Consider the following 17,705-nt stretch of genomic DNA (forward strand, 5'->3'; position numbering starts at 1 on the left):
ACCACATAAGGCGACGTACGATATCAGACCTGAGAGCTCAGAGCACATGCAATACGAGTTTATATCTTAGCCACGTAGTAACCAGCTGACTTCACCGCTGCTTCAAGCTCAGGCAAAGAAATGGGATGCTTGGAGCGGATATGAGCCTCTGTCTGTTTCAGGTCGACCGTTGCCCATATGCCAGGCAGGCTACATAAGGCCGCCTCCACGGTTTGAACGCAGCCCTCACACGACATGCCACCAATCAGAAGATCAGCTTGATACGGATAGTTATTCTCATCAGTATCCTCTATCTGCACACGACGCCGACGGGGCTGAACATCACGCGCCCCACAGCAACTCGATGAACCCTGAATGCCTCCAAAGATCTTTCTCCCACCTACAATCAGAGCAGCTAGAACAATGAGAGCAACAACGATGTTGCCAGGCGTCAAAAGGGCTTCCATAGCTCGGCCTCCCGCAGGCTGAAAGTCTCTCTGTAAACACCCCAACTATACCCCTCAGAGCACTTCTCATGATGAAAAGTTAGAAATAGTGCACTCATACCTTGACCCACAGCCAGAAAGCTGTATAAGTTACAGGAGGCTAACCGAACGGATTCTGAGGGGATGGACGTGACTAGGCTCATCAACGCAGCCACACTTGAGGCATCGCTCATCCGCAATGCGGCACCGACAATCACCGGCATTATGCCCGCGAACCTCTTCACTTTCCCCGGCCGCTTTGTGGCTTACGAGCAAGATGGCGGACAGCAAAACGACGAGATTACACAGGCGCGCTCTGAGCTGATGCGTGCTTGTACAATTTGTTCGCGCACGCTTGCCCAAGCAGGAATTCGCCTTCGCGTGCTTGTCTGGCGCCGATGCGGTGCCCTCATCATGCTCTATCGCCCAAGCACCCTTGAAGCCCATCTAGCTCATCCTCATGCTCAAAAGGCACTTACGGCCTTTGGCTATCCCAAAACCAGCCATGAGGCCAAGATCGATATCTTGGCGGAGCGGCTCGCAATCTGTGGGCAAGCCTCTGAGCCAGTACTCGCTCCGCGTCATCCATCCGGCCACGTAGCTGTTCCAAGCACCTGCTCAGATTTGGACTGCGCGCGGCCAACTTTTCCGCATGAGGTGGGCTATTTTCTCGGTTACCCCTTTGCAGATGTGGATGGCTTTATTCGGCACAAGGGTCAGAATTTCATTTTGCTCGGTCCTTGGAAGGTATATGAAGATCGCGAAGGTGCTGAGCGTGCCTTTGAGCAGATCCGCACCTCACGTGAGCAACTCAAAACTCGCTATCGTCGGGGCGTTGGGCTTGAAAAGCTCGCCGTCGCGTGCGCATAGAACAAGCGCCGCATACGCGGCAGAAAGAAAGGAATGGATATGGCAAAGATCGCAGTAATCTATTGGAGTGGCACGGGCAATACTGAAACGATGGCAAATGCCGTGGTTGAGGGCATTAACGAGGCTGGCGGTACGGCTGAGCTTTTCCAGGTTTCTGACTTTGACAAGGCTACCTTGGGCGACTATGAGGCCTTTGCTCTGGGCTGCCCCGCGATGGGCTCAGAAGAGCTTGAGTACGACGAGTTCCAGCCATTCTGGGACGATACGAAAGAGCTCTATGGAGATCGCAAGGTTGTCCTTTTTGGAAGCTATGAGTGGGCAGATGGAGAGTGGATGGAAACCTGGCGCGCCGACGCAGATGCTGCTGGCGTGAACGTTGTAGATACCCTGATCGTCTACGACGCACCCGATGCGGAGGGAGAGGCCTCAGCTCAGGTCTTAGGTGCCAAGCTCGTGTAACGAAAAGCGAGCTATTTGATCACTGAGTTCGCACGCTGAACACATACGGAGTGCCTACCATCACGTGCCCGGCCGGGTCTTTCTGAAGCAGACGTGCTCAGTAAGAACTGGTCGGGCGCTTGTATACACTACCCTGTGGTATCGTTAAAATACCATGCGCGCTAACATGAAAGGAGGGTCATGGAAGTTCGTCGTCGTCATACTCACCAGCGCCAGCTGGTACTTGATGCCGTCCTTGCGCGCAGCGATCATCCCACGGCAGAAGATATTTTTACCGATGTCCGCACCAAGGATGCAAAGATTAGCCGCGGTACGGTTTATCGAAATCTCAATTTACTCGAAGAATCAGGTTTAATTTCTTCGGTGCATGTTCCTGGCGGCAATCGTTTTGACTGGCGAACCGATGACCACTCCCATGTGGTTTGCACCTCGTGTGGAGCAATTGCAGATGCCCCACTCCCCTCTGATAACCAGCTCGATAGCCTAGCCTCATCGCATACGGGTTACAAAATTAGCTCGCATAGCACGGTCTTCTATGGGCTTTGCCCCGCTTGCCAGCGCGATGCAGTGCGCAATCAAGACGCCCACAAGCACGCATAAGCTGCTCATTCACGTACAAAACGATATAGGCAAACGGATCCAATGGGCTCCTGTACCTACGATGCCCTGAGCAGGCACGAGCCACCAAGAAGCATGCTGTTTAAGATGCCTATTGCGCGTCGGCGCTCTCTTGTGGCACCGGCACCGCCCACAATGCCGCCCACAACATCGAGCACAACGCCGCTGACATCACCACACCTACACCAGACCTAGATGCTCGCAGGCCTTCCAAATACCATCTTCATCAACTGAGGCTGTTACAAAATCAGCCTGAGCTTGCACCTGCTCCCAAGCATCTCCCATCGCAACTGCCGTGCCTACCTCTTGAAACATCGGCAGATCATTTTCTCCATCACCAAAGGCAACTGCCTCAGAAGCATCGATACCAAAGCGCTCAAGGGTTGCACGCACGCCATAGCCTTTTCCGCCCGCTGCGGGAACCACATCACAAAAGCCATCAATCCAGCGGGTGAGAGCTACATGCTCACAGGCCTCACGAATCTGAGCCTCTTCTTCACGCGTTACAAATGCGCAGAACTGATAGATCGGACGCTCAAGCGCTAAGGACAAATCACCAAGCTCATAGGTGATACCTACTGTTTTCTCAATGTCTGCTACACGCTCGCCACGCCGGTTAATAAAGCAGCTATCTTCGTGTAAAACAAGGAGGTCATACGCGCCAGAGGCGGCTTGAGAAACAACCGTTTTTGCATCCTTGGGATCAATCGGGCAATCGCGAAAGACGCCCTCGCCATCAAAGCACAACTGACCATTGAGCGTGATATACGCATCAAATCCCTGAGCAAGCTCAGGCGCGAGCAAACCATGGCTTCGACCCGTTGCAATGATGGTCAAAATCCCTTGCCGACGAAGTTCGTCGAGAGCAGCCTGGGCAGAAGGTGGAACGGAATGCGTCTTAAAGCTCGCAAGTGTGCCATCTACATCAAAAAAGACTGCCTTGATCATCTTTGCCCTTCGGCCTCGGTGCTCATGCGTGTCCCCATACTATCAGCAATACACATAAGGACAGCCGCCGATTTTAACCGACGGCTGCCCTGAGAAGTCAGCAGGGAGCATGTGGCTGCGAATAAGCTCTATGACCGAGGCCAAACGCCCGCCACAGCTTTCTGCGCTAACTCACTGCCCTTCTGTGAGTGAGCGTACAATCCAGTCTACATCGTCGGTGGTCTTCATCTTTTCAAGCACCGCTTCATCCTCGAGCACCTCACTGATCGCAGCTAAAACCTCAAGATGCTCGCTTCCCTTACCAGCAATTCCTACCAGCAAGTATGCCTTCTCTCCATCAAGATCAATACCTGCAGGATACTGCTGAATTACAACACCGGTCTTTTTCACGGAGTCTTTTGCCTCAGCTGTTCCGTGTGGAATGGCAACTCCCATACCCAGATACACACTCGTGAGCTTATCGCGGGCACCCATGGCATCGATATAGGCCGCGTCAACGCAACCCTTTTGCACGAGCAGCTCGCCCGAAACTCGAATTGCATCCTCACGCGAGAGCGATGCAAGCCCCACCTGAACATCTGCTGCAGAAATTGCGAGAGCAGGAGCTTGCTTAGCTTTCTCTTTCAGAGCGGGTGCAGCAATTTCTCCAGATACGAGCCCGTGCGCCAACGACATTGAAGTGAGTGCTTCAAACAAGGCATCAAGCTCAGGATCATCCAAGAAGTTATCGATCGTTACAATCTGGACTGAAGGAGCGCTGCGACGTGCCCGCTCAGAGAGGGTGCGTTGGCAAACTACAATGCTCGCCTATGCTGGAACACTATCAACACTCGAATGCAAAACCTTCAGATCAGGACGATCCCCTGCCAAACGATTACGGAAGCGCGTCGCGCCCATAGCAGAAGAGCCCATGCCAGCATCGCAAGCAAATACGATGGTGCTGCCCTCTGTACCCGAAATCGCTGCGGCCTCAGAGCTGCCCTTCATCGAGCGCACCTTCTCGCTCGCACGCTCAAGATCTGCTGCGGCTGCCGAGCGAACAGTGGGTGCTGCAATCAGGAAGGAAACCGCAGCTGCAAGTACAACGCCTGCAAAGTTGATAAGCACCAGATCAGGAGGTGTCATGGACATGAAGGCAATGATGGAGCCCGGGGAAGCCGCAGAAGTAAGACCTGCCTTCATAACGCTAAACCATGCAATTGCTGCAATATTGCCCGCAATTGGAGCAATAATCACGCGTGGATTCATGAGTACGTAGGGGAAATAAATCTCGTGGATACCACCAAAGAAGTGAATGACCACGGCACCAAGAGCAGACTGGCGTGTATGAGCATGAAATGGGAATTCGCGAGGGCGGCAAGCTCGCCATTGTAGCTGGAGCAGGCCCTATGGGGCTTGGCGCGCTGACCTACGCCCTGCATTGTGACCGTCGTCCCGGCCTCGTTGTCGGAGCAGATATTGACCAAAGCCGTCTTGATCGAGCAGCTGAGCTCTTCCCTCCTGCAGAGGTCAAGGAGGAGACGGGCATTGATCTGATCTTTGTCAACAACGGAGAGCTTGAAGACCAAGCAGCAGGACTTCGCGAGCTGAGTGGCGGCACTGGTTTTGACGACGTACTTTGCTATGCACCTGTTGCGTCAGTCGTTACGCTCTCTGCTGCTATCTTAGGACGCGATGGCTGCCTCAACTTCTTTGCAGAACCTACCGACAAAGAGTTTTCTACTCCATTAACTTCTACGATATTCATTATGGATCAACCCATGTCATGGGCACCACGGGCGGAAATACTGCAGACGAAATTGAGTCACTTGAGCTCACCGCTGCTGGTCGGATTGATCCAGCCGTTATGGTGACTCACATTGGCGGGCTTGACGCTGCAGCAGAAACTACGCTCAACCTGCCCAATATTCCAGGCGGCAAGAAGCTCATTTATACCCATATCAATATGCCGCTCACAGCCTTAGATGAGCTGCGGAGCCAGGCAGACACCGACGAGCGCTTTGCTGGTTTGGCAGATATTGTTGAAGTGAATCGTGGGCTTTGGTGCCCTGAGGCTGAGCGCTATTTGCTCAAGCGTTGGGCATAATCGCACACTGCCTCATTACCTGCACGCACGGGGACACCATGCTCAAAGCTACGGTGTCCCCGTTTACGCTCTTACGCTACGCTTTCAAGCTGGTATGATACAAACGATACCAAGGAGGATCAGAATGAAGCAGAGGCGTAGCGCACTTGTTGATATGGTTAATCGTATGGGAACGGTATCGTTCCACCAGATTAAAGACGCATTTCCTGACGTCTCAGACATGACGCTTCGTACTGATCTCAAAGCACTCGATGCTGATCGGCAAATTGTTCGCATTCATGGCGGAGCCAGATCCGTTGAACAGATCATTGGAACCGATGGCCTGCTTGCGACGCGCACGAGCAAGCATGCAGATGAAAAAGAACAAATTGCACGCAAGGCCATTGAGCTCATCAAACCGAATACCACTGTCTTTCTTGACTCGGGGAGCACCACCACGGCACTTGCTGCCTCGTTTCCCGACGAGCCGATTATGGTCTTTTCCTCAAGCATTACCTGTGCAGCAGAGCTTGCTCGCTTAAAGCACCCAAGCGTATATATGACCGGAGGCGAGCTCGATCGCTATAGCATGAGCCTCAATGGAAGCCAAGCTTTGAGTAGCGTACGCACCCTCTCATTTGACCAGTATTTTATGGGCATTACGGGCTATACCATGCATGGAGGCGTTGTCTGCGGATCAAGCGAAGAGACGAGTCTCAAACAAACCTGCATTGAACGCGCCGATGAAGTTATTGCCCTCATGGACTCAAGCAAAGTGGGCCGCCGCAGCACCTTCACCGTATGCGATCTTGATCAGATTGATATTGTGGTAAGTGATGGAAAGCTACCCGAAGACTTCTTGCTTGCCTGCAGCAACGCAGGCGTCGAAGTGCTTTAAGCTTCTGAGGCACTGGCGGCTGAGACACCTAGGCGCTTCAGAGGCCTGAGACGCCGACATCGGGACATCTGAGGTGTCTGGGCTACCGGCAACTGGGACGCCCAGAACATCGGCATCTAGACACCTAGATCAAGCACACCGGGCACCAGAGAACCTGAGTGCCAGGAAACCAGGGCACCAGAAACGCTAGGGCAGCAGCTCGCATTTCTCACTGTGGAGCCAACCACCCCGTGAAATGACTTGCTCCGATGTAGTCTCCAGCGGAGCAAACAAACTGTCATCAAGAAGCGTAATAAGCTTCACCATTTTTGAATCCTCTTATTAAGTTGCTTGAATTGTTGCGTATTATGCTACAATTCAAGCATGAGAATTCTTGAAGACATACGACTCCTCAACGATATCGCTTCTTCTCAGAAGGGGTTATTCACTACAGCGCAAGCAAAACAAACTGGAATTGAGCGCTATACGCTCTCAAGATTAGAGAAGAGCGGAAATATTGAAAGACTTGCGCATGGCGTCTACCGAATGGGAGGCTCCCCAAGCTCACGCGAAGAAGAGGTGTTCGCAGTCTGGCTTTCGCTCAATCCCACAAGACAGCCTGGATCACCTTTCGATTCGAACTCCCCTATTGTCATGGGCTCAACAGCGGCATGGCTGCTTGAACTTGGTGAAATTGGACCTACACCTTATGAGTTCTGCACAAAAGACCGCCGTCAAACGCAGCGCCCTCATATGCGCTTGCGCAAGCGATGCGTCAAGCAACAAGACATCATGCTTGTCTCTGGACTACCTACCACAACGCCAGAGCGCACGGTTATTGATCTTATTGACGTAGGAGAAGATCTCAGCCTGATCTCGAATGTTCTATGCGATGCGCTCAGCCAAGGCAAGATCCATGATGAAACTAAGCTCATCAAAGAGGTTAATAAACGAGCACCTCGCAGAGGTCATACCACCTCTCAAAGCCTGTTCGAGATTCTTCTGAAAGAGGGTGGCAGATGGTCTTCGAAAATGCATTGCTCTCACTGTGGAGCCAGCTGAGCGTGAATAGAATCGGTCAGAACGACATCGCACGTAAGCATATGCGTTCCGAAATCATTCCGATCACCCTGTAGGCGCTGTCGCATCATCTCAATGATGAGATCAACAATCTCTTCCATGGGCTGGCGTATTACTGTAAGCGGCGGAAACATAACGTCACTAAAATCGTAATCGTCAAAACTTGCGAATCCGATATCAGACCCAGGTCGCAAACCTCGTTCATTTACCGCCTTTAGGGCACCGAGAGCCATGTAATAATTACACGCAAAAAGGGCTGTCACTTCGCCCTGATCAAGCAGCTGACAAGCCGCGCGATAACCACCAAGCTTAGTAGAATCGCAGATCTGAATATCTCCCTTATATGCCTCCGCATGACGGTCAGCATATGCACGTTGCCAACCTACTAGGCGCTCACGTCCGACATACGTAGTTTGTGAGGGCGCAATAACTCCTATCCGCTGATGTCCCGCATCGAGCATCGCTGAGACAACTCTTTTTGTACTATCTGCATTATCAACCACTATCGAATCGATTTCAGAATGTGGCATTGGGTTATCAACCACAATGAGGGGGATATCTAGCTGCGGAAGCGCTTCCAAACACTGAGCATCAACCTCAGAAGAGAAAATGACAATACCTTCTACCAATCGACTTCTAAGAAAACGAATCTTATGCATGAGCACATCAACATCGCCGTGAAAATCGATGAAGAGTGCGGAATAATCCACGCGCTCAAGCTCAGCCTCAAGCCGTCCAATACTTGAACCCACAAAGACATTACCCGCATTAGACATCAAGACACCGATGGTATAGCTTTTATTTTTCGTGAGTGCACGACCGAGAATATTCGGACGATAATCAAGTTCCTCTACAACACGTGAAATCGCTCGCGCATTTGCATCCCGTACTTTTATTCCATTGAGATAGCGGGATACTGTTCCTACTGATACACCGCTACGCTGAGCTATCTCACGAATATTTGCCACTTAAGACCCTGCCCATCATGCACATCGTTCCGGAGACGCGCTCATTGTCCCACAGTGCGCGCAGGGTCTGGAACCGGTTCAAATGAAAATGCATATCCTCACAATAGTTAATAAGCCCGCTGTTGGGCGCATAACACAACAGCGGGCTTACTTGACCGTCTACTGATCCACTGAAGCATATACCTCAACTTCAGCCAAGCTTAATGGCACACCTGCTCCAAGCAAGCGAATGCGTACGGTTCGACCAACGACCCCTCCAACAGAAAAGACTTTGCTCGAAATCGGAAATCCATCCTGATGCTCACTCCATACAACTGTGCCTGCTCCATTAAGAATCTCTACGTCATAATTTGAAAAGCGCTGGCTCTCGGTATCAGTTCTATTAAATAGGTAAATGTCAGAAATTTTTATATCTGAGCCCAAGTCAACCTGCCACCAAGCCGGCTCTGCTGTTCCAGTATGAGTAAAAGAATGCCCTGCAAAATCACCCTTTCTATTACCATCTACCGCCAGAGCTGCAGGAGCTCTATACGCTGTTGAACTCTGCGTTGCGTGTTTCCCCCGTGCAAGATTTTCTCGATTCGCACCAAAGGGGTCTGGATTCGGAACCTCTACTGGGCCATCACCTGCGGCATTGAGAGTGATCTGCACTGCACCATTGTGATGGATATGCAACGTATACTGCCCAGACTCTGGATCCCACGCATCTTCATAGCGATACCTACCCTCACTGCCCGAGATGACAAGATGGGGATGTTCAGCTCCAGGCTTTGCGTAAAGCACAACAGTAGTTTCTCGCAGCTCAGTATCATCAGGATTTACGCAGTAATGCTCACTCAACCAATTTGCAAGAGCGAGCTCTCCTTGTTTCCAGCTTTGCGATGCATCAAAGTTACCATTGACTGACCACATAGCTTCTTTATTTACCCGATAATTTTGCAATGTCAGAGATACAGAATCTGTGTTCTCATCAACGATGGCATATGTATGAGGCTGTAGGGATAGTTTGAGTGTACCGGAAGCATTTATATATAAGGGAAGCAGAGCCTCTTATTCGCGGTTTACATTTGCGTTGCTGTTATATACATACCAACTCTTCCCCACACGTTGTGCGTAAGCCGTTCCCGCATACAAGCGCGGGTAAAGTGAATTTAAAAACTCAGTTTTATGAACAAGATCAGGACTTGATTTCGTCAGAATAGCGGTATGTGGAAAGAGCTCACTAATTTCTTCTTCAGATGTAGTACCTGGTATAACAGGCAGGATAAGATAACGCCCTGTGTCATATAAAGGCATCGTCTCATCATCTGAATAAAGATCAGTGTAAAAGTCCTTCATACTAGAAATAGAACCGTCTTTTTCCCAAAAGACCGCCTTCGTTCGTGCACGAACGTCTTCTCGAGTAGGTGCAGGATGGGCTATAGCTCGCCGAAACATTGGGATAATACCGTTTGTAAAAGCTGGTGTAGGACGGTCATTATCCATAAATGTATAGGCAGCGCATTCAAAGTTATATACTGTGCCTCAATTTGTATAAACGTTCATCATCTCCATGGCAATCATGGTCTCGGGCTCACTGGCGTAGGATCGCATGTCGCGTTGTCGCGTACCGCGCGATTCAAAAACATCCGTATAGCCCTTCTCCCACCACTTCCATGTATCAGTTGATGCTCCCCAATTATCACAATAGCCGCTCAGCCATAATCCAGACACAATGCTGTCCGTTGATGCGTCATCACAGATTGGAGTGTTCTTTGTTGCAATCACCAGATTTTTTGAATACTTCTTCGCGGCATCATGAAAGGCCTTGTTTCCCATCACCCGTTGCCAAAACCAATTCTGGTGGTCATGCCAGATAAAATGTCCTCCATATCGTGCGCATACTTTAAGATATTGAGCACTATGCGTGGCAATATCGTCGTTATAAATCCAATAGTTCTCAATGTTTAAAACGCCTTTAAGAACACTGTACTTCTGGAACTGCTCTTCCAGCCATTGTGCAGGAACCGTGTTGCGCTCACCAGCAGACATAATTACTAAAAATACCAGGATGTTATGCCTTTGAGCTGTATCTAACATTGAAATGTACCAAGATCTCAGCTCTGGGGTATCGCGTGGAGTACAACTTGTTGGCTTGCATACCTTTGCTGGATGAAGCTCGATTGCAGAATAAGGCTTTACATCATCCGGGATTGCTCTCCAAGCGCCTTCAAGTGTATTACCCCACCATAGGCCATCGGTTGAATCACCATACACAGCAGAAAGCAACAACGGAGATTCATTATTGATGGTCGTTCGCATCTCAGGTTCTTCTGCCCATACATATCTTGGAGCTAAAGACACGAGAAGCACTCCAAACAAACATGCAAATGCGATTGTTAAAAGCGAGTATTTCTTTATTTTTATAGCTTGCTCCTTCCTGTTTTACCAGGTCATGTAATAAGCTCCTTGCTCATCAAGTTGAGCATCGATGTCTAGTCGCTCCCCAAAAGCAGAAACAGACTCCGGAACCGTAAAGCTAAAAATGTCATGAGGTTCGCCATACACCTCAATACGTGAAAGCTTTCCGTCCTTCCAAGAAAGAGAGACCTTTTGTCCACCACGCACACGCAAACCACGTGCGACTCCATCAGGCCATGCGCTCGGAAGTGCCGGGAGTACACGCACACGCTGAGCATGACTTTGCAGCAGCATTTCGCATATACCGCTTGTTAAGCCAAAATTCCCATCAATTTGAAAAGGAGGATGATCACAGAATAAGTTAGGCAACATACTACTTGCCAACATTCCACTGAGTTCCTCGAAACATGCTTCACCATTCTGCAGGCGCGCATTGAAATGGATGAGCCAAGCGCTACTCCATCCCGTTCGCGTACTTGCATGCAAGCCCGCACCCTTCCAATCATCAATTGCTCGATTACGCTCAGTCTTATTGAGATACGCGCTTCCCATCAGGCGGCGCTCGATGGTCTTGGCCGCTGCATGCGCCAAATGAGGGCTTGTCTCAATATCAATCTCATGCCCCGGATGCAAGCCAAAGAGTGGAGAAATGTGACGATGCCCTACTTCCACCTCTTCGTAGTCTTCAAGCCATTCTTGAATCTGTCCATAGCGACCGATGCGAAGCGGTGCCAAACGATCTCGCATAGATCGAATACGATCAGCAAAATCACTGGTATCCTCGAGTTCTTGAGCAATATCTAAGCAGCAGTCAAAGAAGAAGCGAAGAATTGAATTATCAATTGTCGGACCTAAGCAAACATTACCAGTTGTCCCATCCGGCAAACGATACGCATTCTCCGGTGAAGCTGAGGGGCCGGAAACCAAATATCCTTGATGCTCAAACAGGTAATCCTCATAGAACAGTGCCGCTTCTTTGAACATTTCAAAATGATCTTGTATAAGCGATCGATCCTGCGTGTATTGCCACTGTTCCCAAATATGAGTCAGGAGCCATGGAACAGTCATCGGCCAAACAGCTGCACCAATGGCATGAGACTGCGGTGCCGTATCGGCAAAGCCATCCGTATTGTGATGACAGGTAAAGCCACGCGCTTGATACATCTTTTGCGCCGTTACGCGACCGGACTCACGCATCCGTTCCAGCAAATCAAACAATGGCTGTTGCGCTTCAGGTAAATCACAAGGCCCGCACAGCCAATAATTCATTTCCGTATTGATATTAATCGTATACTTTGAGCCCCAGATCGGATCAATATCGTCGCACCAGATGCCCTGTAGATTTGCCGGTAAGCCCCCTGGCTGACTTGAAGAGATTAAAAGGTAGCGACCATAATCAAATGCAAGCTGAACTAAGTACGTGCTGATAGAGCCTGCCTCAGCTTGGGCAAGCAACTGATTAAGCGGCGCGTCTCTGTCTGAAGCATCATTCGGCAGCTCTAATCCAACGCGTGAGAATTGGTTCTGATATGCACGAATGTGCTCTACCAATGCATCCCCATACACCAAACTTGCAGCCGCTTGAAGCTCACGTCCACAAGCCATATCTCTTTGAGCACTCCAGTAATCTGTACAAGAGACAAGCGAAAATACCACCGTAGTCGCGTTGTCGATAACAATCGTCTCGCCCATAATGCGCACAGATCCATCGCATGATACGATGCGACATCCCACTTGAAAGCCCACACCTGCCACACCACCAGCATGGCCACTCATAATGATCCCGGCTTCAACCTGACAGACGCTATCGTTGAAACGCTTCTTGCGGCCAAGCGCGATTCGCAACTTCAGAGCACCGGGACGCGACGCATGTATCTGCCCTATAAGCGCATTGGTTGCAAGGCTACAAAATACTGTTCGGGTGTAGGTCACGCCATCTGACTCAAAGCTCACTGCTCCCAGTGCTCTATCAAGATCCAGCGATCGCCGATATGAAGATGTTTCTCCTAGCCCTAGCTGCTCAATATGCAGCTCACCAAGGGTTTCGTAATGACTCTGGTCTCGCGGAGTTGCAAACATGGTCAGGCGCACAAGATCCTCTGAAGTCGCCACATCACCTTCTGCGAGCAGGTGCCGTATTGTTGCAAGATAGTCTGCAGCATCAGGGTTGTTACGATCAGCCTTCCCGCGATACCAAAGCGTTTCATCATTTAAGCAAATCGTCTCGTGCGCAATACCGCCGAATACCATACCGCCAATATGGCCATTGCCGATCGGCAAGGCTTCATTCCAGGTTTGTGCCGGCCTGTCAAACCAGAGCTCCACTGCTTCTCCCATCGATCAAAAAAGGGGCGCAGCCTAACAACTGCACCCCTCTCAACATGCAAACTACTACGCAGTCGTCAGTACACCACACATCGTAAGAAGCACAGCGGCGATCAGCACGCATACGATCAAAACAACCGGGCTCTTGCCCTTGCGTACTAGCTTGCACATAGCAAGCGTCAAAAGCATCGGCACAACGCCGGGAAGCAGATTGGTCAGAATCTCCTGCAGGCTGACGGTCAAATCTCCTTGCGTAAAGGACAGGCCAAATGTGACCGAAACCATCATGGGAATCAATCCACCGACTAGCACCAACCCAAGCGCTGTAGCCATGCTTGTGATCTTATCAAGTGTGCCTCGAGCCGCACTCTCTTGAATAAACTTTGAACCACTTGAATAGCCAAACTTCAGCCCAAAGAACTTAAGCGGCACATTAATGATATTAATAAGCAGCAGAGCTAGCAAAACACCGATGAGGCCGCCTTCTTGAGAATAAGATGCGCCAATACTGAAGCAAATGGGTACCAGCGTCAGCCAGATAAGACTGTCACCAACTCCCGCCAAAGGCCCCATGAGACCCACTTTGATACCGGAAATGGCACTACCTGCTTCGTTTCCCTCTTCTTCCTCCATCGCAGCAGCTACACCGCCAATAAATGGAGCAGCAGTTTGGTGCGTGTTAAAGAATTCCAGATGGCGCTTCATAGCAGTTGCCATCTCGTCTTTATCCTTTGAGCCATATACACGACGCAGGGCAGGAACCATCATGTACAGAAAGCCCAAATTTTGCATGCGTTCATAATTCCAAGAGGCACCGTACATAAGCGCACGGCCAAACATCTTGTTTACATCACCTTTCGTGATGGCATTCTTATGCTCACTCACAGGTCATACACCTCTTCCCCATCGGAATTCTCGACCACCACAGAACCAGCTTCTGAAGCATCGTTTGTAACAACATGTGCATCTGGACGCATCCAAATAACCAAGTAAGAAACTGCAACACCAACAAACGTGATAGCGATCGTTGACATACCACCGAAGGCAGCGCAAATAAAGCCAACCAGCAAAAAGACCCAATTATCTTTTTTAAGCATCATGTTCAACAGCATGCCAAAACCAATTGCCGGCAACAGACCACCAGCTACATTGAGTCCTTTCATAACAACCTCAGGGATCATGTCAAAGAGATGCTGGACATATTCACCGCCAACGAGCACTGCCAGGAAAATGGGAACAACCTTAAAGAGGACGATGATCCCCAAGCATGCAAACTGATACAAACCAATCTTAGAAATATCACCGCGTTCGGCTGCCGCATCTGCCTTCTTTACAAAAAAGATGTCTGCTGTTTTTGCTAATACATCAAGCTGCTGCGTAATTACGGCAACAGGAACAGCGATTGCAATACCTGCCGTTGTTCCCTGGCCAGACAAAATGCCTAAAGCAGTACCGATAATCGCACCAGAAATCGTATCGGGCGGTGTGTATCCACCAATACCTGTTACGCCAAGCCACATGAGCTCAAGCGTCGCACCAATCATGACACCTTGTGCAATATCTCCGAGCACCAAACCAACCATGGTGCCCGTCACCAAGGGTCGATGGATCATAAACAAAGGGCCGTTGTAGTCAATCGTCGCAACGATGCCTACCAGCGCCACTAGACACGCTTGCACCAACATTGCATTACCTCCCTAATACGTCTTTCATTTCCTCGATCTTATCTGTAGGCACCATTTGAACTTCAATCTTGATGCCAGCGTCAATGAGTTTGCCGAAGTATGTTCGATCTTCCTCGGTCAAGGCCACGCCAGCAGTTACCTTTTCGTTCGTCTCGGTCTTACTCATATTGCCAACATTCAAAAAGTCAATCTTGATGCCGCCTTCTACGCATTCCCAAACCTCACGCGGGTTAGTAAAGATCAGCATCGTCTGACGTTTAACCTCAGTTTTTTGCAACACCTCAACTAATTTACTCGGAGAGAAGCACACTACTTTCAGTCCCTGCGGTGCAGCCATTTTAAGAATGGCTTGTCGCGTGGCATCGCGTGACACCTCATCACTCACGATGATTGCCTGTTCAATCTCATATCGCTTGAGCCACGTGGTTACCACCTGACCATGCAATAAGCGATCATCGATACGCGAAAACACAATTGCCATACTGTCCCTACTTCCTGGTTGTCCGCTGTCCATATGTCTTGAACTTCTCAGCCATCCGCGCCATCTCTTCACCATCAAGCACTACGGGATCACCCACGCTCTTGGCAATACAAAAAACTTTGGCGCAGTACTCCACCTCCTCCACGATATTGAATGCATTGAGCAAATCTGCCGCACCAGCCAAGATGCCGTGATTGGCGAGTAATACCGCACGTCGCCCTTCCATTGCCTTGACCGCATTGTGTGCAAGCTCCGGTGTTCCATAGGTTGCATACTCAGCTACCCGCACATCTGACCCTGCAACTGCAACCATATAATGCGTTGCGCGTAAAGGAATTCTTGCGATTGCTAAAGCAGTTGCATAGGTCGTATGAGCATGTATAACTGCATCAATATCTGGGCGTGCAAGATAGGTTTCAAGGTGCATTTGCCACTCACTTGAAGGCGTACGCGATCCCTCAACGACTTGGCCATCCGCACCGACAATGACAATATCTTCCTCGCGAATCTCAAAAAAATCGATGCCCGATGGTGTGATTGCCATCTGGTTATGCTCACGATCGAAGATACTTAAGTTGCCACCCGTTCCCTTGGTTAAGCCTGAATCTACCAGTCGCTTACCAAAAGCAATTAACTGGGCGCGATAGGATTCTATAAACATACATACCTCTAACCACGATACATGGGACCGAGCGCTTGGCACGCGCGCACGTCTGCACTTTCCAGCTCCTTGGTACCAAAGCCACCAAACGAACTGGGACGAAATATGCGCGAGGAATCAACATTGTGCAACGTAACCGGAATACGAAGCATGCTCGCAAGCGTTAAGAGATCAGCTCCCACATGCCCAAAGACTGAGGCACCATGATTGGCTCCCCACGCGCTCATCACCTCATAGACACTCTCAAAACCTGGAGCTCCCAGTCGTGGTGCAAACCATGTGGTTGGCCAAGTTTTATCTGTGCGCTCATCAAGCACCTGATGAATATCTTCAGGAAGTACACAGGTATAGCCCTCAGCAAGCTGCAGCGTAGGACCGAGTCCATCAACCAAATTAACGCGAATCATCGTCAAAGGAATCTCCGCTAAGGTCTTAAAATGAGATGAGAAGCCACCGCCTCTGAAATACTCATAATTTGCCCGGCACCAATCGGTAGCACGCAAGCAAGCCTCAACATCTTCTGGCTGCATGTCCCAAAAGCTCTTCATGGTCGGCTGGCCTTCTGCATCACGAGATGCACAGGTTGCATCGAGAGCAGTAGCTCCAGAATTGATTAAATGCAGCACGCCATGGACTGCCCGCCCCTGAAGGGTATGGCCAGTCACACGCTTCACGGCCTCTGGACTCCAATAGGTACGCACATCAGAAAAAATTGGTGCTCGGTTAGTGAGCAAGGTGCCAAAAAGCATAGCGGCACCATTGAGAGTATCGTTTTCTGTAGCGAATGCAGTTGGCTGACGCGGACCGCTCCAATCAAACGTCGATGCCATAATTGCCTCGACAAAGTCCCCGTTCGGGAGCCAATCAGTCCACTGACGCTGACCCTGAAAACCACCAGCAATCGCGTTATGGCCGCGAGCCTCTTCCAGCCAGCCAAGGTCTGCGAGTCTTTGATTTCCGAAAAGAATATCGCGAACAATGACCGCTTGCTTTGCAATGAAATCCCAGTCTTCATCTGCTGGGACGACTTTTGAGCGAGAAATGATATCGGGAAGACTTTTACCAGTATTAATATCTACGCCCTCGTGACACTTCTCAGCGATCCATGTACGAACTTGATACACTTCATCTGGGTCATAGATCTCAAGCGTCATACGGCGAAGAATTTCTGTCATGTCAACATATTCAACGCCCATGCCAAGGTACTTACCAAAGAACTCCGTACTCACTTGTGATCCCGCAATGCCCATAGCACATGCGCCAATATTGACATATGACTTGCCACGCATTTGTCCAACCACCAAGGCACAACGAGCAAACGAGAGCAGCTTCTCACGCACGTCTGTCGGAATGTCAGTATCATCTGCCTCTTGAACGTCGTGTCCATAGATTTTAAACGTGGGCAAACCATACTGAGTTGCTGCGGCAGCTGCTGCTGCAAGATAAACAGCACCGGGACGCTCGGTACCATTGAAGCCCCAAATTGCCTTGACCGTCATTGGATCAAGATCCATAGTTTCAGTTCCGTAGCACCAACAAGGAGTAACCGTAAGTGTTGCACACACGTTTTGACTCAAAAACTCCTGCCTCACGCGCTCAGCATCAGCACGACCACCAATGGTGGTAGATGCAACAACACATTGAGCCGGAGAGCCGTCTGCATAGTGAAGATGCGTCTCGATTAGGGTTTGAGCAGCAAAGGCCATAGCCATTGTTTGCTCTTCAAGGGACTCTCGTACACCCCCTTGACGACCATCAATTACTGGTCGGATACCAATCTTTGGATACACCTTGATCTCCTTCC

The 17,705-nt window shown here is 50.0% G+C and carries 20 protein-coding genes and 1 pseudogene; 7 read left to right on the plus strand and 14 right to left on the minus strand.

Annotated features, from left to right (window positions below):
• Positions 1-59: 59 nt before the first annotated feature.
• Positions 60-446: a heavy-metal-associated domain-containing protein gene (locus K6V98_RS00715; protein WP_222198612.1), complete on the minus strand. Its 387-nt coding sequence runs from the start codon at positions 444-446 to the stop codon at positions 60-62.
• A gap of 168 nt (positions 447-614) precedes the next feature.
• On the opposite strand from K6V98_RS00715, the gene K6V98_RS00720 reads away from it, so the two are divergent.
• From K6V98_RS00720 to K6V98_RS00730, 3 genes are all read left to right on the plus strand, one after another.
• Complete coding sequence (locus K6V98_RS00720; protein WP_222198613.1) at positions 615-1,334, plus strand: DUF3793 family protein; 720 nt, start codon at positions 615-617, stop codon at positions 1,332-1,334.
• Between the two features lie 39 nt (positions 1,335-1,373).
• Positions 1,374-1,793 (plus strand): flavodoxin, encoded by a 420-nt coding sequence (locus K6V98_RS00725; protein ID WP_222198614.1) that lies wholly within the window; start codon positions 1,374-1,376, stop codon positions 1,791-1,793.
• A 180-nt stretch (positions 1,794-1,973) separates the two neighbouring features.
• On the plus strand, positions 1,974-2,393 hold the full coding sequence (locus tag K6V98_RS00730) for a Fur family transcriptional regulator (RefSeq protein WP_222198615.1): 420 nt from the start codon (positions 1,974-1,976) through the stop codon (positions 2,391-2,393).
• Positions 2,394-2,591: 198 nt separating this feature from the next.
• Here the strand turns inward: K6V98_RS00730 and K6V98_RS00735 are convergent, their stop codons facing one another.
• The 3 genes from K6V98_RS00735 to K6V98_RS00745 all read right to left on the minus strand — a co-directional run bounded on the left by K6V98_RS00735 (position 2,592) and on the right by K6V98_RS00745 (position 4,661).
• Positions 2,592-3,359 (minus strand): Cof-type HAD-IIB family hydrolase, encoded by a 768-nt coding sequence (locus tag K6V98_RS00735; RefSeq protein ID WP_222198616.1) that lies wholly within the window; start codon positions 3,357-3,359, stop codon positions 2,592-2,594.
• Positions 3,360-3,530: 171 nt separating this feature from the next.
• Positions 3,531-4,079 (minus strand): PTS mannitol transporter subunit IIA, encoded by a 549-nt coding sequence (locus K6V98_RS00740; protein WP_222198617.1) that lies wholly within the window; start codon positions 4,077-4,079, stop codon positions 3,531-3,533.
• An 87-nt stretch (positions 4,080-4,166) separates the two neighbouring features.
• On the minus strand, positions 4,167-4,661 hold the full coding sequence (locus K6V98_RS00745; RefSeq protein WP_222198618.1) for a PTS sugar transporter subunit IIBC family protein: 495 nt from the start codon (positions 4,659-4,661) through the stop codon (positions 4,167-4,169).
• A 20-nt stretch (positions 4,662-4,681) separates the two neighbouring features.
• Here K6V98_RS00745 and K6V98_RS00750 point away from each other — a divergent pair, with 20 nt between their 5' ends.
• The 4 genes from K6V98_RS00750 (at position 4,682) to K6V98_RS00765 (ending at position 7,363) form a co-directional block, all read left to right on the plus strand.
• Positions 4,682-5,212 (plus strand): MDR/zinc-dependent alcohol dehydrogenase-like family protein, encoded by a 531-nt coding sequence (locus K6V98_RS00750; RefSeq protein ID WP_222198619.1) that lies wholly within the window; start codon positions 4,682-4,684, stop codon positions 5,210-5,212.
• Positions 5,206-5,445 (plus strand): hypothetical protein, encoded by a 240-nt coding sequence (locus tag K6V98_RS00755; RefSeq protein WP_222198620.1) that lies wholly within the window; start codon positions 5,206-5,208, stop codon positions 5,443-5,445. Before K6V98_RS00750 ends, K6V98_RS00755 begins: the two co-directional genes overlap by 7 nt.
• A gap of 124 nt (positions 5,446-5,569) precedes the next feature.
• Complete coding sequence (locus K6V98_RS00760) at positions 5,570-6,322, plus strand: DeoR/GlpR family DNA-binding transcription regulator (RefSeq protein ID WP_222198621.1); 753 nt, start codon at positions 5,570-5,572, stop codon at positions 6,320-6,322.
• Between the two features lie 363 nt (positions 6,323-6,685).
• On the plus strand, positions 6,686-7,363 hold the full coding sequence (locus K6V98_RS00765) for a type IV toxin-antitoxin system AbiEi family antitoxin domain-containing protein (protein WP_222198622.1): 678 nt from the start codon (positions 6,686-6,688) through the stop codon (positions 7,361-7,363).
• On the opposite strand, the gene K6V98_RS00770 is transcribed toward K6V98_RS00765, so the two are convergent.
• From K6V98_RS00770 to K6V98_RS00815, 10 genes and pseudogenes are all read right to left on the minus strand, one after another.
• Complete coding sequence (locus tag K6V98_RS00770; RefSeq protein WP_222198623.1) at positions 7,345-8,349, minus strand: LacI family DNA-binding transcriptional regulator; 1,005 nt, start codon at positions 8,347-8,349, stop codon at positions 7,345-7,347. The two genes, K6V98_RS00765 and K6V98_RS00770, sit on opposite strands and share 19 nt — an antisense overlap.
• 159 nt (positions 8,350-8,508) lie before the next feature.
• Positions 8,509-9,000 (minus strand): discoidin domain-containing protein, encoded by a 492-nt coding sequence (locus K6V98_RS08750; RefSeq protein WP_371734508.1) that lies wholly within the window; start codon positions 8,998-9,000, stop codon positions 8,509-8,511.
• Positions 8,992-9,834, minus strand: a pseudogene (locus K6V98_RS08830) (glycosyl hydrolase family 98 C-terminal domain-containing protein); the annotation flags it as partial. The gene K6V98_RS08750 and the pseudogene K6V98_RS08830, both read right to left, overlap by 9 nt.
• Positions 9,835-9,873: 39 nt before the next feature.
• Positions 9,874-10,692, minus strand: a complete 819-nt coding sequence (locus K6V98_RS08835) for a glycoside hydrolase family 98 domain-containing protein (RefSeq protein ID WP_222198626.1) — start codon at positions 10,690-10,692, stop codon at positions 9,874-9,876.
• 81 nt (positions 10,693-10,773) lie between these two features.
• The gene (locus tag K6V98_RS00790; protein WP_222198627.1) at positions 10,774-13,074 is read right to left on the minus strand and encodes a glycoside hydrolase family 95 protein; all 2,301 of its coding nucleotides are present in this window, start codon (positions 13,072-13,074) and stop codon (positions 10,774-10,776) included.
• A 66-nt stretch (positions 13,075-13,140) separates the two neighbouring features.
• Entirely contained in the window at positions 13,141-13,959 is an 819-nt protein-coding gene (locus tag K6V98_RS00795; protein ID WP_371734489.1) for a PTS system mannose/fructose/sorbose family transporter subunit IID, read from the minus strand.
• Positions 13,956-14,759, minus strand: coding sequence for a PTS mannose/fructose/sorbose/N-acetylgalactosamine transporter subunit IIC (locus K6V98_RS00800; RefSeq protein ID WP_222198628.1), 804 nt, complete (start codon positions 14,757-14,759; stop codon positions 13,956-13,958). The genes K6V98_RS00795 and K6V98_RS00800 overlap by 4 nt, the downstream gene beginning before the upstream one ends.
• 4 nt (positions 14,760-14,763) lie before the next feature.
• Positions 14,764-15,240 (minus strand): PTS sugar transporter subunit IIB, encoded by a 477-nt coding sequence (locus K6V98_RS00805; protein ID WP_222198629.1) that lies wholly within the window; start codon positions 15,238-15,240, stop codon positions 14,764-14,766.
• A gap of 7 nt (positions 15,241-15,247) precedes the next feature.
• A complete protein-coding gene (locus tag K6V98_RS00810) occupies positions 15,248-15,901 on the minus strand; it encodes an L-fuculose-phosphate aldolase (RefSeq protein ID WP_222198630.1) in 654 nt (217 codons plus the stop codon).
• Between the two features lie 8 nt (positions 15,902-15,909).
• Entirely contained in the window at positions 15,910-17,691 is a 1,782-nt protein-coding gene (locus K6V98_RS00815) for an L-fucose isomerase (RefSeq protein WP_442779653.1), read from the minus strand.
• Positions 17,692-17,705 lie beyond the last annotated feature (14 nt).

This window comes from Collinsella ureilytica, from assembly GCF_019795105.1.
In the GTDB taxonomy this organism is placed as follows: domain Bacteria; phylum Actinomycetota; class Coriobacteriia; order Coriobacteriales; family Coriobacteriaceae; genus Collinsella; species Collinsella ureilytica.

Excerpts from the sequence above, each read along its gene's own strand:
- K6V98_RS00800 (WP_222198628.1), bottom strand. The coding sequence starts at position 14,759 with ATGTTGGTGCAAGCGTGTCTAGTGGCGCTGGTAGGCATCGTTGCGACG.
- K6V98_RS00805 (WP_222198629.1), bottom strand. The coding sequence starts at position 15,240 with ATGGCAATTGTGTTTTCGCGTATCGATGATCGCTTATTGCATGGTCAG.
- K6V98_RS00725 (WP_222198614.1), top strand. The coding sequence starts at position 1,374 with ATGGCAAAGATCGCAGTAATCTATTGGAGTGGCACGGGCAATACTGAA.
- K6V98_RS00715 (WP_222198612.1), bottom strand. The coding sequence starts at position 446 with ATGGAAGCCCTTTTGACGCCTGGCAACATCGTTGTTGCTCTCATTGTT.
- K6V98_RS00735 (WP_222198616.1), bottom strand. The coding sequence starts at position 3,359 with ATGATCAAGGCAGTCTTTTTTGATGTAGATGGCACACTTGCGAGCTTT.
- K6V98_RS00760 (WP_222198621.1), top strand. The coding sequence starts at position 5,570 with ATGAAGCAGAGGCGTAGCGCACTTGTTGATATGGTTAATCGTATGGGA.
- K6V98_RS00810 (WP_222198630.1), bottom strand. The coding sequence starts at position 15,901 with ATGTTTATAGAATCCTATCGCGCCCAGTTAATTGCTTTTGGTAAGCGA.
- K6V98_RS00755 (WP_222198620.1), top strand. The coding sequence starts at position 5,206 with ATGGTGACTCACATTGGCGGGCTTGACGCTGCAGCAGAAACTACGCTC.
- K6V98_RS00765 (WP_222198622.1), top strand. The coding sequence starts at position 6,686 with ATGAGAATTCTTGAAGACATACGACTCCTCAACGATATCGCTTCTTCT.
- K6V98_RS00730 (WP_222198615.1), top strand. The coding sequence starts at position 1,974 with ATGGAAGTTCGTCGTCGTCATACTCACCAGCGCCAGCTGGTACTTGAT.